Raw genomic sequence first — 17,171 nt, 5'->3', positions numbered from 1 at the left:
GTCGCAGCTGAGTGCGGTCTGAACTACTCCCATTCTGGCTGCATCAAACTTCTGGCCCGACTGGGCTTTGAGTACCGCAAGCCCAAGCCCCTGCCACGCGTGGCATCAGCGGAAAAACAGGCCGCTTTCATCGCATTTTACGAACGCCTGATGCGTGAGTTGCCAGCAGATGAAGCCGTCTACTTCGCCGATGCGGTGCATCCGGAATACCAGACCAAGCCTGCGTTTGGCTGGGTGAAGGTCGGATCAAATCCAGCGGTTCTCAGCACGGCAGGGCGCGGTCGTGTGAACATTCATGGGGCTGTAAACCTCGAAACCTTCGATGCACCCTTTGTCGAGCCCACAACCGTTGATGGGGTCAGTGCAGCACAGCTTCTGACCAAGATCGAAGCGCGCAACCCTGACAAGCGCATCATTCATGTCATCTGGGACAACGCGGCCTACCACAAAGGCCCCGATGTCAGAGCCTTCCTCGCCAGGGCAGCTTGCCGTATCCATCTGATCCAGCTGCCGCCTTACTGCCCTCATCTCAATCCAATTGAGCGGCTTTGGGCCGTCTTGCATCAATACGTTACCCACAATCGCTACTACCCAAGTCAAAAGCAGTTCGCCGACGCCATCCTTGCATTCATGCGTGAAACCATCCCGCAGGAATGGACGAAGTTCCGCGACAAGGTCTCAGACAACTTCCGCGTCATAACCCACGAAAACTTTCGGGTTTTGAAGTAGAGGCGGTATAAGGAACTAATTAGCCGGTTCGACGACTATGATTTTGTTCTCGTTGATATGGGTCCTTCATTAGGCGCACTTAATCGCTCGATCCTTCTTGGAGTAAATCAGTTCCTCATGCCACTTTCTGTGGATATTTTCAGCATGATGGCCGTCGAGAATATTATTAAGTCTTTAAAATCATGGAAGGCTGCTCTCGGCGATTCTATTGAGAAACATATGACGCAGGAAGGCGAATATTTCGAAATTCAGGGTCAGAAAGTCGAATGGAATCTGGGCTTCTGTGGGTTTGTAGTACAGCAATATAAGGCGAAAAGTTCAGGCGGACAAAGGCAGGCAGTTGCCGCTTTTGAGAGAATAATTCAGAAGCAGAAGCAAGAGCTGGAAGTACTCTGCGGGTTCTTTAATGAGTCCTCTTCTGATGTAGATCTCGGTGAGATACCGACGCTCAGCAGTGTTGTTCCACTTTCCCAGCAAGCACATGCCCCAATTTTTGAGCTTGCGTCCAAGGATGGTGTTGTAGGTTCTCAATATACACGCGTTTCAGAGGCTGCTACATTTTTTCATCGAATATCTGAGAACCTTTTGCAGCGAGTAGACCAATGATCGATTGGCCTCAAGAATTAATTGAATCAATTGCGCGCCGCCGGTGCGTTATAATGATTGGATCTGGCGTATCCAGAAACTCCACCAATGCCGAAGGACGTCGTCCAGCTACCTGGGAGGGCTTCCTACGCGCTCAGTTATCAAAGTTCACTGATGATGGACTGGTTGAATCCCTCATAGACCGAAAGGATTTTCTAAGCGCATGTGAAATTATCAAAGAAAAGATCACTGCAGATGCGTTCGCAGATAGCGTTCAAGACGAATACCAGAATGCGGGATATCGCCCTGCTGATATCCACAAGCATATTTATAACCTAGATGCTTCTGTTGTGGCCACTCCAAATTTCGATAGAATTTATGATTCTTACGCGACCACGGTGTCAGATGGGACGGTGATTGTTCGATCACACGCAAGTAATGATATAGCGAACTATCTATACGGCGGGAAATATCGGCTGCTCCTAAAAACCCATGGCACTGCTGATGAACCAACCAATATTATCTTTACACGACGCGACTATGCGGAGGCGAGGACAAAGTACGTCCTATTCTATGAGATCTTAAAATCATTGGCACTTACGCATACTTTTCTTTTTATTGGCTGCGGAGTCGATGATCCCGACGTTCGGATGCTTTTTGAGGATATCCAATTTGCACATGGTCGGTTCCCCCATCACTTCATGACGCTCCCTTCAGGCGAAAACCATGTCGATATCTTGAGAATTTGCACGCGTGACATGAGGATTAGGTTTCTTGAATACTCAGGTGACGATGGTCATAGTGAGCTGACTCGCTCAGTGGAAGAGCTTGCCGATTTAGTAGAACGATATCGAAGTGATCAGCTCTGCGAGACACAGAGATGGTAGTTATTGAATAGCCATGGCGTGAATGAGCGACTGGAAGGGGTAGTTCATTTACACGAGTTCAAGTTTAAAAATTCGACCGTTCATTTTGGTTGGTGGGTATTGCCTTGGCCAATTCCGGCTTGCGCCAGTCTGAAAATATAAACCTATCGAATCCCGATGATAAGAATCTGTACTAATAAGGATTGGATCATATTGAATTGGATATTAGGCTGCGTCAGCGAGGCTTTCCGTCAATGAAAATGTTCTCGCTTATTTTGCTACCGCTTGGTGCCATACGAACCCCGCTTTTAGGGTTTGCACGCAAGTAGTGTGCCACCTCTGTAAGTGTAGAACACCATTCAGGTTCTACATTGGATCCAAACGGATGACATTTGTATTTTCCCGACCTAAAGAGCTTCGGCACCCCAATCACTACGCCGCTCTTAATCTGTTCAATCTTCAATGGCTTGGCCCTACTGTCAAAGTGAAGTCCTCAAGCAGTTATCCACCACAGTGGAATACCGACTGCAAGGTTCCATCCTGTCCTTGCGATGTCAATCGGAGGCGGTCTTGTTGCCCGTTTTTGCGTCCTTGAGCAGCCCCACGCGAGTTGTCCAAAACGAACGTTTGTACATGTCGGTCCACGGGTCATCAAGACGATGGCTTCAAATCCGGTTGGAACAAGATCTTTAATGTGTATCCTGAAACGCATTAACTTCTGCAGCGTAGTGATGTGTCGGAGACACGCATAGCGGATCTTTGTGCGAAACCTATACACACACGAATCCAAATGGGTAAGATAACGGTTCTTCTCCGTGTGGGGGCACCATTTCATTCATGTAATATACTGATTTATATCAGCAAAAGCCACTTATGGTCTTTGTACATCCCCCTAATTATACACCTTTTAGTCGTCGCTACCTGCTACGCTAGGCGGATAAATTGTATCGGCCAGTCTACCCGCTTCACGGCCCAACTCGTTTACAAGTTTGCGCAGCGCACCCACTCGCTAACAATCGGCACTAACGTACGATCCTGCCCGTTACCGGACCAGACCCCTTTGTCGGCAATACCTTCCGCTTGAAGCCGGTCAAGCAGCGCAGGGGTTACGAGAACGACCCCGACACGCAATTTCGCTTACGAAAAACTGCCAGTTGCGACTTCAATCAGCCTCAAATCGCCCTCCGACCGTGATAATATTCGACATGACCGCTCTCCTTTTTGTGGATCACTGCAGACCCACCTTGGCACATCGATGCCGCCGGAGGGCGGTTACATCGTTAAAGCCAACTCTGGCACGATCCGGTTCTTTTTTCTTTGGCTCCCTCGCCCCCTTCTGGGCGAAAAGCACAGCGCAATAATGATATAACCATCTGAAAAATAACAAATAACTATCATATTTCTGATATTCGCACAATTGTGCTATACTTTAGATATCCGTTATTTACCGAGTTTGTTTGGTCTTTTTTTTGCACCAAGGCAGCGCGTGAACGGCTGCTTTTGCTGCCAATGGTAGGATATTTTCAATGCCTGTATATTCAGCCGCTTCTGGCGACCCATTCGTTATCAACACAACTCAAACTGGACGACAAAGTGATCCTGATATCGCTGTTTTGTCGAACGGCAACTATGTCATCGTCTGGAATTCGCCCGGACAGGATGATCCCAATGCTTTCAGTGACGGCGTCTTTGGACGCGTATTCACCGCAAATGGCCTACCGCTGGGGGATGAGTTTCAGGTCAATGACGTAACCGACAACTTCCAGCGCGCCGCGCAGGTGGTCGCAGGTAACAACGGAGGTTTTACTGTCTTTTGGGAGAGTTTCGTTGCTGATAACAGGGGCGGCATTGTGGGACGCAGCTTTGCCTCAGATGGCAGTGCCGCAGGTGCCGAATTTGCCGTCAACACAACCACGAACAGCATTCAACGCAGTGTTGTCGCCACGGTTCTGAATAATGGCTCCATCGCCACCGCTTGGGAATCGCAAGGCCAGGACGGGAGTCAGGGTGGTATCGCGGCCCGCATCACTGGGACTGGCGGCGGCGGCGAGGATGATTTTATTGTCAACACCACATTGCCCTTAAACCAAACGGCACCTGCGATAGCAGCATTGGCAGATGGTTCGTTTGTTGTCAGTTGGACGGGCGAACTGCCGCGCGTCGGTGCAACGCCACAGTTCGAAACCTATGCCCAACGCGTTAGCGCAGCTGGGGCACTGATTGGCGACGAAATTCTTGTCAACACGACCAGCATTGGGGGCCAGTTTAATAGCGATATCGCAGCTGTGGCGGGCGGTGGGTTCATTGTCACTTGGCAGAGCAATTTTCTGACCAACCGGGCGATCAATGCCCAACTGTATGACCAAAACGGTGCGCCTGTGGGCGGCGAGGTTCTGGTGAACACCCATGGCAGCCCTGCAACGGACGCGCCCTCTGTGATTGGCACGCCGGATGGAGGATACCTGATCAGTTGGCGGTCAGGCGGTGTTCATACCAATCCCGATTTGCCAGGCGGGCATTACGCGCAACGTTTTGATGCGGGCGGAAACCGGGTCAGCGAGGAATTTCGTATATCGACCCAAATTAACGGCAACCCAGCCCAGGCGCGCCTTGCTGTGACCATTACGGGTGACATAATTGCGACATGGCAACATGGCGGGCCTGCCGGGGACGGCAACGGCGGTATAAGAGCGCAGTCGATCGTGACAGCGGGTGAGGTCACCGGCACCAATGAAGCGGATTTCTTGCGCGGTGCGCATCTGGGCGACCGGATTGAAGGTTTGGCCGGAAACGACACCATCTATGGGTTTGACGGTCCCGATACCATATTTGGCGATGCTGGCGATGATCTGATTTTCACCGGCAGTGGTGGAAATTTTGTCGGCGGCGGATCTGGCAACGACGTTATCCGAGGCGGGTCTGGCAACGACACCATCTATGGCGGTGTTGGAAGCAACGATGTCAGTGGCGGTGCTGGGAACGACCTTCTGCGCATGTCTACCGGGGCCGACACTGTTTACGGCGGGCTTGGCGATGACAACATCGGAGGCGGCGCGGGCAATGATCTGATCATCGATGGCGCGGGAACCAACATCATCTACGGTGGTGCGGGCAGCGACACGGTACAGGGTGGTTCGGGCACGGATTCGATTTATGGTGGCGGCAACGGGGCCAACCGCCTGTTTGGCAACGCCGGTAACGACCTGGTTGTTGGCGGTGCGGGTAATGATTTGATCGGCGGCGGTGTGGGCAATGACGCGCTTTATGGATCGACAGGCAACGATACAATCTATGCCGGGGACGGCAATGATTTCATTGGTGCTGGCGCTGGGAATGACGCAATTATTGCAGGTGTCGGCAGTAATCGGATTTATGGCGGAGCGGGCAATGACACCGTCTATGCGGGCGTGGGCCGGGACGTGATCACCGGAGGACCCGGTGTTGATCATTTCGTGTTCAACTCGGCAGCGCAGATTGGCCTTGGTGCCGGTCGCGACGTGATCACGGACTTCACCAGCGGCGTTGACAAGATCAATCTTGACCTGCTTGACGCCCAGTTCAACGGCGCGTCTGGCCTGATCGGAAACGGACAGTCCTCGTTTTATTACTACGCAGCTAGTGGCTTGTTAATTGGTGATTCTGATGGCGATGGCTCGGCGGATTGGGCGCTGGAAATGAGCGGCGCACCGTCTGTCGCGGTGGATGATTTTATTCTCTGATCAACCAACAGTCCCGACGCGACCTTTTGGGCTCTTCGCTGTTGAATGGCCCTCCAACTGACACAGTATTGTCACCGAGATTTGACTCGCTCCATCGTCGTGCATTCTTTGTCATGATGTGGTCTCCCCTCGTTTTTCTTTCGTTATCGCTGGGCTGGCTAAAACCATTGCAGCCCTTGCCTATGGGGAGGGTCAGAAATGACAGCCCTGCGGGTTTCAACGTTATCGGAACCCCTCCGCACAGAAATGGCTCGCCTGAAAGGGGCGGGCCACCACCTCTTGCCGTTGGGTGGTGTGGATGGGAATGCGCCGCTGTTGCGCGCATGGGCTGGCCCCGGCCTAACCTTGGGCAGGATCTTGGCCCCCATGCATCGGACTGGCTCTACAACTTACGGCGTGCGGCTGGATGGCTTGGCGGTAATCGACTGCGATGAGGATGACAGCGCACTCGTTGCGCAGATGGAAGCGCGGTTTGGTCAAAGCCCTGTCCACGTCAAAACACCACGCGGGCGGCATCTGTATTATCTTGCGGGCGGCGTGATGCCGAACCTACGCAGCGAAGGCTTGCCCGTGGATATCAAGACCGGGCCGCGCAGCTATGTGGTGGGTCCGCACTCACTGCGCCCTGATGGCGGCTTCTATGAGCCAGTGAAGGGTTTGCTGGGGAAAGATGCCCTGAACCCCCTGCCCGTCCCTGCAAGCCCGGTGTCTGACCCGATCCTGACCGGGCATCGTCATGTAGAACTTGTGAAGGAGGCCATGCGGATGGTGGAACTGGTGAACGATGCCGCTGAACTGCAAGCAAACTTTGCAGGCATCCGTGACGATTGGTGCGTTGATCCTGCAACAATGCCAGATAGTGAACTCTCAGGCATTGCCGGATGGGCTTGGAAGTATCGCTTGGAAAACCGCATTTATCGGGGCCGTGACAGCGCCTTCCCAGTACAACGGCGCGCCTTAGACGCCCTGCGCAGCCAAGCTATTGGCACAGATGCTATCGCGCTGCTGGTGCTGCTGGAGGATCAGCACGGACACCACCCCGGAAAACGCTTCCCATTGGACTTTGATGCCATGCGGAAGGCGGGGCTGCTGAACCTTTCCAAACTCCGACTACGCGCCGCACGCCGCACGCCGCACGCTGGAGGGCGCTGGGCTGTTGCGGCTGGTGGGTCGGCATCGCGCCGGATCAGTGCGTCAAACCTTTGTCCTTACAAGGTCGCATCCGGGCAGAGGCGGCGCGGTGGATGTGCAACCCATGCATAAGGCTCGCTCGGACGGGGTGGCAGGGGAAGTAAGGGGAAGGGGCTAGTATTACTTATGACGCTTAATTTCAGACCTACAAATTCAACGGAGGCAAAAAAGCCATCACAACCAAACCCGAAAAACAAAAGGTGCTGTCAACAATCCCCAAGGCGCAACAGGACCGTATCAAAGCAGTCGCTAAAAAACAGGCCGCAAGCGCAGATGGTCCGCCGATGAAATCCAATATCATGGATGGGGTGCTGCAAGTCAGTTTCACCCATGCAGAAAGATCAGATAAATAACCCGCCTCTGCATTGCGATTAAGTTAAGTTGGACGGCTAAACATGCCAGCACCTGACCCGAACGGGGTTTATATCTCAGAGCGTGCCGAAGGCCGGATTACAGTCACCCATGAGGGTTATCTATGGAGCAATGGCAGCCACGACCGTTTTAAGCGGGCGGTGACAATTCTCAGGCGGCTCCATTTCGGCTCATGGCAGTGTGATTGGTGTTAGGAGGCTCTGCAAACATGGCGCAGAGCTGATGCCATGTATTGCTGTGAAGGATGTCGCAAGCGAGCAGCGCGTCAGAGGCGGCTGTGGAGAGGATAACTTTCCAAATGGTTTCGGCAAAATCCGGAGGTGAGACATGGGCGGAATAGGTAGCGGACGGCACTGGCAGTTTGGGGCAGACGCAACGGAAGGCTATCGTTCGATTGACGTGCGGTGGCTGAAACGCGAGGGGCTTCTGTCCTCAGGGGTATGCCGTCACATTACGTGGTCCCGTGGCGGCGAGTTACAGGCTCGATTAATGTCAGGTCCGAATCCGGTCGCGCGATCCTGAACTATCGCCAGCGGGATCGAGGCGGAGAATGGCAGGACGAAAGCTATCCAGTCCATCTCGATACCACGCCCTGCCACATGGGTGGTGAGCGGCATTGGTTCCTCTGCCCTGTCCGTGGGTGCGGTCGCCGCGTTGCTGTACTCTATGGCGGTGCAATCTTCGCGTGCCGCCATTGCTATCGGCTGGCCTATCCTTCTCAGCGTGAAAAGCCGGGGGATCGAGCGGCCCGAAAAGCTGATAGGGTCAGGGATAGGCTAGGCTGGGAAGCTGGAATATTGAACGGCTCGGAGCCTTGGAACAGGCCCAAGGGGATGCATCAAGCCACCTTTGATCGTTTACGCTGGAAACATGACCGTTTTGTAAATCGTGCTTTGGTGGGATTAGCTGAGCAATTTAGTTTTGATCTAGAAGTCAAACACCGTTTCTAAAATAGGCTGATTTAGAGGTGTGCGAAGTTGGCACGAAATCGGGGCTCTCTGTTTGCATATCCGGACAAAGGTTGCGCCGCTGATTTAATATTGACGTTCATTTGCTTGAAAGCGGACACTCCCCCAAGAATATTGAAAGGGGCATTTCATGGGCGAACTGAAAGTGCGTTTTCTGCCTGAGGGTGGGTTCGACAAGAACGGAGCATTCATCGAATACGAGGACGATGCACCGAACGGTGACGAAAAGGAGTATCAGCGGCAGTCCTATCTGACGCTCGACCTTGCCTGCAATGACTTACACGTTGGCACGCACTTCTCTGTATTGAACGAGACTGAGGAACAACCGGAGCGCACCGCCAGTAGAGCGATCAGGGCAAAGGGCGTGGTCCAGCCAGCGCGATGGGGAAGGTTCTCGCTATCGCGGATGGGTGAACGGCAGAATATCCATGAAGTCGATGTGCGGATACGAGAGAACAAGCACGGCGAAGCCGCGATGATGTCCGGATTATTCATTGAAGGTGACCTCGACATCGAGAGCGAGGATTCCTTCTTTTTGCAAATCGAGATGCACTCAGACAGGTTTGCTCCGCTTCTAAAAGAACTGGCCGCACCAGGTGCTAAGCTACGATTGTCCGTCGATGTTGAGCGGTTCAGAAACTTCTATGCCGAGTGGTCCCCCTCCATCAGCGAAGGGCGGGTGATCAAGTTCCTCAAAAGCAAGCGAGACGTTGAGAACGCCGACGAGATACCGGAAGATTTCTGGCGGACCCCGGAGTTCCAGCGTGAGTTGGTATCCAACCTAGACGATCCGCCTGTAAGGATCAGCGTTGGGCGTCCCCTGCAACCTCTATCTCTCGCCCCCTCCACCGCAGAGGACGAAGAGGATGACTGTGACAAAGATGTTGGCGCGCCTTTATCGAGCTTCCAACCGATGCCCGCGCCAGTCCCTAATCCTATCCCGGCGCTCGAAGAGCTATCTAAGCGTTTGCGGCGCGGGGCGTTCTGGATCAGTCTCTGGTTGGCCCTGATCTTCGCAATCCTGCTCCTGCAGGCATGATCGGGCAAAACGCCCCGATAAACGGTGGCGATGTGGTCTGGCCGCTTTACCATGCAATCAAATACTATAAGACCAAAGGTCCAAGCGGTTTTTCTATGTTGGGTATTATGTGGGGTAATCCCTCAAAATCACCAATTTATACAGTGATTTCAAGGGGTAATGGCGGAGACGAAGGGATTCGAACCCTCGAACGCTTGCACGTTACTCCCTTAGCAGGGGAGCGCCTTCGACCACTCGGCCACGTCTCCGTCGCCCCGTTTAGAGAGGGTGAGCTCAGGAAACAAGATCAAAATGGTCCAAAATGCAGCTATCTTGAAAAATCTATGGTGCTGGACCCTAAGACCAATCTGCATGTAGTTTGGTCGCCGCCTAACGCAGCGCGTTTTTCACGATTGGACTACCAGGACATTGAGATTTTGTAGCTGTAGTTTATCAGCCTACCATCCAAGAGAGCAGGCACTATGATCCTGCCTGAGACCTCGATCTTCGATGTTCGGACAGATAAATCAAGGGCATCTGTACACTCCCGAACCATCCGAATTTTTCTCAGGAATTTTGCAGCGCGCACTGGGTATGATCCCGTCTTCCTCAACCCAACTCGAAATGATCCCTGAGATTCATTCATGGAGCAAAGGCACCTGGCAGTAGGCTTCATCCCAATCTGCAGCGCCAGCGCCTTACAAACCACCCAACACGAACTCGTCCAAGTCTGAACCAAAGATCGATCTCACAACGCGATCCCTTAATGCGGGCTCAACGAAACAACGGGTAGGCTGGCGGGAAAATCTCGTCGACCGGCGGATGCCCCCATGTTCGTTCGGGATACTTCTTTCGCAATCCCTCGAACTGGATCTGGGCACGGCTACGGGCCTCAGCCATGTCCATCCCCGCCACCTGCCCTTCGCGCATCGAGAGCCGTCCGTTTACAAAAACCGCCTTGGTGACGCGCCCTGACGCCCCGAGGACCAGCGTGCGGATCGGATCAACTTGCGGGGCCATCATCGGGTCCGACATGTCGAAAATTGCAATGTCGGCCTTCGCACCTTTCTGAAGCCGCCCCAAATCGGATCGCCCGAGTACATTGGCACCGCCAAGAGTGGCCGCGTCAAAGAGGTGTTCGGGCGCTGTCTCGGTCTGGCTGTCCCCCGCCATCCGCGCCATCATCACACCGACAGCCATGTTCAAAACCATATCAGGTGGCGCTGTATCGGTGCCCATACCAATGTTGATGCCCATGCGCCGCAGCTTGCCAAAGGATCTAAGCATCGCGCCGGAGCGACCGAAGACCAACGGACAATGCGCGACCGTCACACCGTGATCGCGGTAAAGCGCGAGGTCCGCGTCGGTTGCAAAAGTGGCATGTGGCGCGATCAGGCGCTCGTTCAATGCGTCAAAGCTGGCGAGCCATTGCGGGGCCGTTGCGCCATGCAGAGATTGAACCGTATTCCGCTCCATCTCCCCCTGTGCCATGTGCAGCCGCACCGGAATATCCAGATCCCGCGACGCAGCCATCGTGCGCGTCAAAAGCGCCTCTGTGCAGGTTTCCACGCGGTCGGGCGCCAGCATGCCCTGCACCAGACCGTCAAACCGTCCCGCCTGTGCCTTTACAAAAGCGATCCCGTCGTCCAGCCCAACCAAACCGCGCGCCTCGTCAAAGCGCGGCTCCAGTACACCGGGAGCGGTGCAGACGATGCCGCCAGCGCGGTACGCGGGGCCGAGCCAGACCCGCAGACCCAACTCCCCCGCCGCCTCTGCAGCCGCTTCGAATTCCGCGACAGTTTCGCCCCATTCACGGTAAAACAGTGAGGCAATTGGCAAAGCGGAGGTGATGCCGTTGCACAGAAGTTGCGCAAAGCTAAACCGCTTTTGGAAGGCGAGTTCATCCGGCGAGTACATCTCATAGGGGCCGCGCTCGACATAGCCTTTCGGCCAGACACGGCCCTTGGCCCACGCGGGCCCGCAATCGACCCCCAGCGTCGTGGTGTCGAGGTCCGATAGTGCATCAAGGTCGATCAGGCCCGGCGAGATCAGTACATTGCCTAGATCAATCCGCCGCGCGACGTCGCCCTCGAACTTGGGGCCTACATAAATGATGCGATCCCGCTCGAAGACCAATTCGCCATTCTCCAGCAGGCGATGGCCGTCCTCCTGATGCGCGACGATCCAGCGCGCCGTGAGCAGCGTGCGCCCGTCCGGCTGGGCACCAAGTGTGAGATTTTCAAGCATCACGGCGCCTCCATCACAGGCTTACCGGCGCGTCCGGTGATCCGGCCCGCTTTCACAGTCAGCGCGACAGGTCCGCCCGTCGCGACTGCCTCCGCCAGAGTGCTGCCTGAAACCAGTGCCAGATCGGCATTGCAGCCGACCTCGACGCCATGCCCTGAAACACCCATCACGGCGGCACCTCCGGTCGAGCAGATGCCCAGCACCAGTGCCAGATCGGCGTCAGAGCGCAGATTGTTCTTTTGGGCCACGATGCGCGCGCGATCCAGCATGTCGGGGCGGTTCCACGGGTTCCATGTGTCAAGCACCCCGTCGCACCCTGCCCCCATGCGGATGCCCGCGCCCAGCACACGCTTTACCGCAGGAACCGCACTTGAAGGCGCACCCGTGGTCAGGATTGGCACATCAAGGTCGGCCAAAGCGGCCAGCAAAGCTTCGGTCCGGTTCCAGTCCGGCATACCGAGGCAAAAGGCGTGGCTGATGGCGACCCTGCCCTTCATCCCCAACGCCCGCGTGCGCTCAAGGATCAACTCCATTGAGAACGCTCCAAGTTCCCCTGCCTCGTGCAGGTGGATATCAATGCCTTTGCCGTGTTTCTCAGCCAAAGCAAAAATCGTATCCAGATGGCCCTTCGGGTCGTGGTCGATCCCGCAAGGATCCAGCCCGCCGACCAGATCGCCGCCCATCGCCATCGCTTCGTCCAAAAGCTCTGCCGTGCCGCGGCGGACCATCAGGCCCGATTGCGGGAAGGCAACAATTTCGATCTCGACCACATCGCGCAGGGCCTCGCGGGTCCGCAGCACGCCCTCCATCGCGCCAAGGCCGTTTTGGGTATCCACGTCGACATGGCTGCGAATATGAGTAACGCCGTTGCCCGCAAGCGCCAGCGCGTGACGCATCGATTGCTGATGCGGATCGTGCCTATCAGCTGTGCGCGCAGCGCGTTCATTGTCGATCATCGAACGCAGGTCGGTGCCGACAGTGTTTTGATACCACCCCATGCCCATCATCGTCTTGTCCAGATGGGTATGCGCCTCAACGAGGCCCGGAATCGCAATCGCGCCCTGTGCGTCTTCAACATGCATGTCGGGCGCTTCGATACCTGCGGCAATCTCCACGATGCGACCCTTGCGGATTAACATGTCGGTCTGCGCAGCGCCCATCGGGCGCAGGTTGCGGATAAGAAGGTCTGTCATGCTGCCTCCGGGGCAAAGCCCCCTGTTTTGATGCGGGGCCATGCGTAGCCACCAAGTTTTGAAGTGCGGTAACCCATGCCGATCAAGGCTTCGGCCTGTCGCACGGCTGCAGTCACGCCATCAATCACCGGAACGCCGGTTTCTGCGGTCAACCGCTCACACATCTCCGCCATGCCAGCACAGCCGAGCACCACAACTTCGGCACTATCATGGTCACGCGCGGCGCAAACCTCGGCGGCCAGCAGCGCGTAGGACCCATCGGGGTCCTCCTCTAACGTCAGAACAGGCAAATCAATCGCACGCACGCGGCGACAGCGCCGTGCGGCCCCATAGCTATCAACCAAGTCCTCAATAATCGGGACCGATCGACCCAGTGTGGTGACAACCGAAAACCGCACCGAGAGTGTCATTGCGACCTGAACGGCAGCCTGACAAATCCCGATGACTGGCGCGGCTGCGACCTCGCGTGCCGCTGAAAGGCCTGGGTCATCAAAACAGGCGATCACATGCGCCCCCGCGCCGCGCGCTTCGGCGGCACGGATCTCGGCGAGCATCGCGGGAATGGAAAGCGCCTCGTCAGCATAGCCTTCGATCGAAACAGGCGTGCCTCTGGCGGTCACGAGATCGATCACGGTGTCCGCGCTTGCAGCACGCCGTGCCGCCCGCCCGATCTGCGCTGTCATGGAAATAGTCGAGTTGGGATTAATGACATGCACGCGCATCATTTCGCCTTTTCTTGCCGCGGGGACAGTTGCGCGGCTTCCCAAGAGGCTGCCTCGTCTGGTTTTTTCAGCTCGAACTGCTGGTCTGCAATGATGTAATTATCAGCATGCAAACGCGCGATGGGCTGGTAGACCTGCGCATCGACATAGCGCCCTTGCGGATCGAGACAGTCGTTGCGCACGGTCATTTCCACCACCTCGCCCAGCACGATAGCGCGGCGCGGAAAATCGATAATCCGCTCGACGCGGCATTCCATCGCGCAGGGTGTGCGAAGCAGATATGACGCGTCGATCTGGCGGCAGGCTTCGGTATCGAGCCCTGCAAACTTCGGCTCGTCCACATCGCGGGAGAAATTCACTCCGCAAAGGATCATTGCGTCGGCGATCTCCATATCGACCATGTTGACACAAAACTCCTGCGTGCGTCGAATATTCACCAGCGTGTCTTTCTCCTCTCCGTCACCGCGGGTCTGGATGCCCAGAATGACAATCGGCGGATCCTGTGAGAAGACGTTGAAAAAGCTCATCGGCGCGGCATTGGAGTGGCCTTCCTCCGACCGTGTGGTCACCAGCGCAATCGGGCGCGGGCCGACAAAATTAGTCAGTAAACGGTAGCGGTCTTCGGGGGGCAGTTGGGTGAAATCAAAGTCCATTAACTGGCCTTTCTTTGGGGAGGCACATCAGCTCGGCCTTCTTCTACCGCATGGCAGCGCACATGTGTCGCACCTCTAGCCAAAAATCTTGGCGTTTCAGTCCGGCAGCGATCGTTCGCCAAGGGGCATCGGGGGTTGAAATGGCAGCCCATCGGCGGCGTGACAGGGTTGGGCACCTCGCCTGCAGGGCGGTCCATATCACGGTGCGCCATGGTGATATCAGGCACGGTTTCGAGCAGGAGCCGCGTATAGGGATGCTGGGGGTCGGCAAAGATCTGATCCGCTGGCGCAAGTTCGACCAGACGCCCCAGATACATCACGCCAATGTAGTCAGAGATATAGTTCACTACTGCCAGGTCGTGACTGATGAACAGATAGGTCAGGCCTAGCTCGCGCTGCAACGCGCGCATCAGGTTTAAAATCTGCGCCTGCACAGAGACATCCAGCGCCGAGGTCGGCTCGTCGCAGACCAGAAACTCCGGCTTGGTCGAGATCGCCCGCGCAATCGAAATCCGCTGCCGCTGGCCGCCAGAAAACTCATGCGGAAACTTCTCGCCATCTGCCGCTGAAAGGCCGACGAATTCCAACAGGCGGTCGACTTCCTTGCGCCGCGACGCGGGATCGGGATAGGTGCCAAAGCTCTTCATCGGCTCACCAATAATGCGCGCCACACGCCAGCGCGGATTGAGGCTGGCATAGGGGTCTTGGAAGATCATCTGCATGCGGCGCCGCACATCCGGTGGCTGACCGGCAGAAGTGCCGGCAAGCTCATGACCGTCGAGCTGAATACTCCCGTTCGAGGGGTGCGTCAGGCCCATCAGCAGCTTTGCCACAGTGGATTTGCCACAGCCGGATTCCCCCACGAGGCTGAGCGTCGTGCCGCGTTCGATGGAAAAATCGACCCCATCCACCGCATGGACGTATTTGCGCGCGCTGCCCGACATGAGGCGGTTCAGGAACGGTTGGGACAGATCGAATGACTTTTTCAGTCCCGAGACCTTTAAAAGCGGAGTGCTCATGCGGGGACCTCCTCGGCCAGATGGCAGGCGACCGATTTCGTCGCAGTACCGGTTGATTCAGGGCGGCGCTGGGTGCAAACCTCGATCCGGTGGGGGCACCGCGGGCTGAAAGCACAGCCCTCGGGGCGGGCATTGGGGCGCGGCATCGCGCCTTCGATCTGGGCCAAGACATCAGGCCGAGGACCGATGCGCGGGATGGAGGCCATCAGACCCGTGGTATAGGGATGCTTCGGGGCCGTCAGCACCTCGGTCACCGTGCCGATCTCGACGATCCGGCCTGCATACATCACCGCCACACGGTCCGCAGTTTCGGCGATCACGCCCATATCGTGGGTCACCAACACCACCGCCACGCCGGTTTCGCGCGCCAGCTTGCGCAGCAGCGCGATGATCTGGGCCTGTACGCTGACATCCAACGCTGTAGTTGGCTCATCCGCGATCACCAGCCGTGGCTCGGCACAAAGCGCGAGAGCAATCACCACCCGCTGCCGCATACCGCCCGAGTATTGGTGCGGATAGGTGTCGATGCGCGCTTCCGGTGCCGGAATACCGACGCGGCGCAGCCAGTCGATCGCCCGCTCCCGCGCTTGGGCCTTAGGCAGTTTCAGATGGGTCTGGATCGTTTCGATCAACTGTTCGCCCACGGTCAGCACCGGATTAAGGCTGGTCAGCGGATCTTGGAAGATCGCGCCAATTTTACGACCCCTGATGCGGCGCATCTCTTCGGCGCTGAGGTTGTCGATGCGGCGATCTTCAAGATGGATCTGGCCTTTGGTGATGCGGCCCGGCGGTTCGATCAACCCGATAATCGCAGCACCGGTCATCGACTTCCCTGCCCCGCTTTCGCCGACCATGCCCAAGATCTCACCCGGCGCTACTGAAAGTGTCACATCCTCAATCGCGTTCACCGAGCCACTGCGGCCCGGAAAGGCGACGGTCAGGTTTTCGACGGTCAATAATGTCATTGTTTCTACCTCAGTTTCGGGTTCAGGGCGTCGCGCAGCCAGTCACCCAGAAGGTTGACCGCGAGGACGAGGATGACCAGGACGGCGGAGGGGAAAATCACCACCCACCACACACCGGAGAAGAGATACTCATTCCCGATCCGGATGAGCGTGCCAAGCGACGGCTGGGTTGCGGGCATGCCCACACCGAGGAAGGAAAGCGTCGCTTCGGTCAGGACCGCCATGCCAAGGTTAATTGTGGCGATTACCAACACCGGTCCCAGCACGTTGGGCAGAATGTGATGGATCATGATGTTCAGCCCCGACACGCCATTGATCCGCGCCGCTTGCACATATTCCTTTTGCCGCTCCACCATCGTCGAGCCGCGCACGGTTCGGGCATATTGCACCCAGTTGGTCAGCCCGATCGCGAGGATCATCACCCAGATCGCCGCATCAGCGTGACGCTCAGGCGGCAAAACACCGCGGGCGATGCCGTTCACCAAAAGAGCGACAAGGATCGCAGGAAAGCTCAGCAGAATATCGGCCACCCGCATGATTGCGCCATCGACCATCCCGCCGAGAAACCCACCCAGCAGCCCCAGCGAAATCCCCAAAGCGGCAGCCAGTGCGACACTGGCAAACCCGACGATCAGCGACAGGCGCAGCCCGTAAAGGATAGAGGAGTAAAGATCGCGCGCTTGCTGGTCGGTGCCCAGAAGATAACGCGGATCGCCGCCCGCCACCCAGCTCGGCGGCAATTCACTATCAAGCAAGAAGAGCTGCGAGATGTCGTAGGGGTTTTGCGTCGCCAGATAAGGCGCCAGCAGGGCTGCGGCGAAAAGCACGATCAGCAGCAGGCTGGAGATGCGCGCCACCCAAGACTTGCGAAAGCTCCAAGCGATGTCGCTCTCGTAGGCGCGGTTTAAAGTTGCAGATATCATA

At 56.4% G+C, this 17,171-nt stretch carries 15 protein-coding genes and 1 tRNA gene; 7 read left to right on the top strand and 9 right to left on the bottom strand.

The features are described from left to right. The 6 genes from BM174_RS17930 to BM174_RS21150 form a co-directional block, all read left to right on the top strand. Nucleotides 1-729, top strand: a 729-nt coding sequence (locus tag BM174_RS17930; protein ID WP_093925220.1) for an IS630 family transposase, incomplete at its 5' end; no start/stop codon positions are given. Between the two features lie 18 nt (nt 730-747). Then, on the top strand, nt 748-1,335 hold the full coding sequence (locus BM174_RS17925) for a ParA family protein (protein WP_281244872.1): 588 nt from the start codon (nt 748-750) through the stop codon (nt 1,333-1,335). Further along, a complete protein-coding gene (locus BM174_RS17920) occupies nt 1,332-2,201 on the top strand; it encodes an SIR2 family protein (RefSeq protein WP_093925218.1) in 870 nt (289 codons plus the stop codon). Before BM174_RS17925 ends, BM174_RS17920 begins: the two co-directional genes overlap by 4 nt. Before the next feature lie 1,505 nt (nt 2,202-3,706). Next, complete coding sequence (locus BM174_RS17915; RefSeq protein ID WP_093925217.1) at nt 3,707-5,899, top strand: calcium-binding protein; 2,193 nt, start codon at nt 3,707-3,709, stop codon at nt 5,897-5,899. Nucleotides 5,900-6,097: 198 nt separating this feature from the next. Next, the gene (locus BM174_RS17910) at nt 6,098-7,162 is read left to right on the top strand and encodes a bifunctional DNA primase/polymerase (protein ID WP_093925216.1); all 1,065 of its coding nucleotides are present in this window, start codon (nt 6,098-6,100) and stop codon (nt 7,160-7,162) included. 323 nt (nt 7,163-7,485) lie between these two features. Then, a complete protein-coding gene (locus BM174_RS21150) occupies nt 7,486-7,656 on the top strand; it encodes a hypothetical protein (RefSeq protein WP_177209519.1) in 171 nt (56 codons plus the stop codon). A gap of 252 nt (nt 7,657-7,908) precedes the next feature. On the opposite strand, the gene BM174_RS21145 is transcribed toward BM174_RS21150, so the two are convergent. Further along, entirely contained in the window at nt 7,909-8,157 is a 249-nt protein-coding gene (locus tag BM174_RS21145) for a hypothetical protein (RefSeq protein ID WP_177209518.1), read from the bottom strand. A 403-nt stretch (nt 8,158-8,560) separates the two neighbouring features. Here BM174_RS21145 and BM174_RS17900 point away from each other — a divergent pair, with 403 nt between their 5' ends. Next, nucleotides 8,561-9,469: a hypothetical protein gene (locus tag BM174_RS17900; RefSeq protein WP_093925215.1), complete on the top strand. Its 909-nt coding sequence runs from the start codon at nt 8,561-8,563 to the stop codon at nt 9,467-9,469. A 160-nt stretch (nt 9,470-9,629) separates the two neighbouring features. Here BM174_RS17900 and BM174_RS17895 read toward each other — a convergent pair. The 8 genes from BM174_RS17895 to BM174_RS17860 form a co-directional block, all read right to left on the bottom strand. Continuing rightward, a tRNA-Ser gene (locus BM174_RS17895) sits at nt 9,630-9,717 on the bottom strand. Nucleotides 9,718-10,222: 505 nt separating this feature from the next. After that, nucleotides 10,223-11,695: an amidohydrolase family protein gene (locus BM174_RS17890; protein WP_093925214.1), complete on the bottom strand. Its 1,473-nt coding sequence runs from the start codon at nt 11,693-11,695 to the stop codon at nt 10,223-10,225. Next, on the bottom strand, nt 11,695-12,888 hold the full coding sequence (locus BM174_RS17885) for an amidohydrolase family protein (RefSeq protein ID WP_093925213.1): 1,194 nt from the start codon (nt 12,886-12,888) through the stop codon (nt 11,695-11,697). The genes BM174_RS17890 and BM174_RS17885 overlap by 1 nt, the downstream gene beginning before the upstream one ends. Beyond that, complete coding sequence (locus tag BM174_RS17880) at nt 12,885-13,613, bottom strand: aspartate/glutamate racemase family protein (protein WP_245766438.1); 729 nt, start codon at nt 13,611-13,613, stop codon at nt 12,885-12,887. The genes BM174_RS17885 and BM174_RS17880 overlap by 4 nt, the downstream gene beginning before the upstream one ends. Further along, nucleotides 13,610-14,263: a flavin reductase family protein gene (locus tag BM174_RS17875; protein WP_093925211.1), complete on the bottom strand. Its 654-nt coding sequence runs from the start codon at nt 14,261-14,263 to the stop codon at nt 13,610-13,612. Before BM174_RS17875 ends, BM174_RS17880 begins: the two co-directional genes overlap by 4 nt. Next, nucleotides 14,263-15,282, bottom strand: a complete 1,020-nt coding sequence (locus BM174_RS17870; protein WP_093925210.1) for an ABC transporter ATP-binding protein — start codon at nt 15,280-15,282, stop codon at nt 14,263-14,265. The genes BM174_RS17875 and BM174_RS17870 overlap by 1 nt, the downstream gene beginning before the upstream one ends. Beyond that, nucleotides 15,279-16,247, bottom strand: a complete 969-nt coding sequence (locus BM174_RS17865) for an ABC transporter ATP-binding protein (protein WP_093925209.1) — start codon at nt 16,245-16,247, stop codon at nt 15,279-15,281. The genes BM174_RS17870 and BM174_RS17865 overlap by 4 nt, the downstream gene beginning before the upstream one ends. Before the next feature lie 5 nt (nt 16,248-16,252). Beyond that, nucleotides 16,253-17,170 carry an ABC transporter permease gene (locus tag BM174_RS17860; protein WP_093925208.1) on the bottom strand — a complete coding sequence of 306 codons (918 nt, stop codon included), beginning with the start codon at nt 17,168-17,170 and terminating at the stop codon, nt 16,253-16,255. Nucleotide 17,171: the final 1 nt, after the last annotated feature.

This window comes from Sulfitobacter brevis (assembly GCF_900112755.1).
GTDB lineage: Bacteria > Pseudomonadota > Alphaproteobacteria > Rhodobacterales > Rhodobacteraceae > Sulfitobacter > Sulfitobacter brevis.
Note: the sequence above shows the minus strand (reverse complement) of the source record. Positions and strands in the feature narration are given on the sequence as shown.

What these genes read in the sequence shown, in the direction of transcription:
- BM174_RS17860 (WP_093925208.1), bottom strand. Translation starts at nt 17,170, where the DNA reads ATGATATCTGCAACTTTAAACCGCGCCTACGAGAGCGACATCGCTTGG.
- BM174_RS17915 (WP_093925217.1), top strand. Translation starts at nt 3,707, where the DNA reads ATGCCTGTATATTCAGCCGCTTCTGGCGACCCATTCGTTATCAACACA.
- BM174_RS17885 (WP_093925213.1), bottom strand. Translation starts at nt 12,888, where the DNA reads ATGACAGACCTTCTTATCCGCAACCTGCGCCCGATGGGCGCTGCGCAG.
- BM174_RS17910 (WP_093925216.1), top strand. Translation starts at nt 6,098, where the DNA reads ATGACAGCCCTGCGGGTTTCAACGTTATCGGAACCCCTCCGCACAGAA.
- BM174_RS17890 (WP_093925214.1), bottom strand. Translation starts at nt 11,695, where the DNA reads ATGCTTGAAAATCTCACACTTGGTGCCCAGCCGGACGGGCGCACGCTG.
- BM174_RS17900 (WP_093925215.1), top strand. Translation starts at nt 8,561, where the DNA reads ATGGGCGAACTGAAAGTGCGTTTTCTGCCTGAGGGTGGGTTCGACAAG.
- BM174_RS17875 (WP_093925211.1), bottom strand. Translation starts at nt 14,263, where the DNA reads ATGGACTTTGATTTCACCCAACTGCCCCCCGAAGACCGCTACCGTTTA.
- BM174_RS17870 (WP_093925210.1), bottom strand. Translation starts at nt 15,282, where the DNA reads ATGAGCACTCCGCTTTTAAAGGTCTCGGGACTGAAAAAGTCATTCGAT.
- BM174_RS17865 (WP_093925209.1), bottom strand. Translation starts at nt 16,247, where the DNA reads ATGACATTATTGACCGTCGAAAACCTGACCGTCGCCTTTCCGGGCCGC.
- BM174_RS17880 (WP_245766438.1), bottom strand. Translation starts at nt 13,613, where the DNA reads ATGATGCGCGTGCATGTCATTAATCCCAACTCGACTATTTCCATGACA.
- BM174_RS17920 (WP_093925218.1), top strand. Translation starts at nt 1,332, where the DNA reads ATGATCGATTGGCCTCAAGAATTAATTGAATCAATTGCGCGCCGCCGG.
- BM174_RS21145 (WP_177209518.1), bottom strand. Translation starts at nt 8,157, where the DNA reads ATGGCGGCACGCGAAGATTGCACCGCCATAGAGTACAGCAACGCGGCG.
- BM174_RS21150 (WP_177209519.1), top strand. Translation starts at nt 7,486, where the DNA reads ATGCCAGCACCTGACCCGAACGGGGTTTATATCTCAGAGCGTGCCGAA.